At 66.9% G+C, this 281-nt stretch carries 1 pseudogene; it reads right to left on the bottom strand.

The annotated features are described in order from the left end of the window. Positions 1-281: pseudogene (locus AF337_RS38695) on the bottom strand (transporter); the annotation flags it as partial.

Genomic DNA, 281 nt, shown 5'->3' with positions numbered 1-281 from the left:
GCATGTACGTGCTGCTGATGTCGTTGCGGTCCTCGTTGCCGGCGAACGACCAGATGTGGTTGGCGAGCACGCCATAGGTCCAGGGGCCGTCCTGCTTCAGCGCGACGATGGTCGGCCCTGCGCCCCATTTCTCGCCGCCGAGCAGATCGTCCGTCGCGGTCGGGATCAGGAAGACAGGTCCCGCGCCCCAGATGAGGCCGCCATCGGTCGGCTTGGCAGGCGACAGGAAGAAGCTCTGAACGACGTCGCCGAGACCGAACTGCGATCCGGATGGCCCGGCG

It is taken from the genome of Rhizobium ecuadorense (genome assembly GCF_001187535.1).
Lineage (GTDB): Bacteria > Pseudomonadota > Alphaproteobacteria > Rhizobiales > Rhizobiaceae > Rhizobium > Rhizobium ecuadorense.
This window is presented reverse-complemented; position numbering and strand designations above follow the sequence as displayed.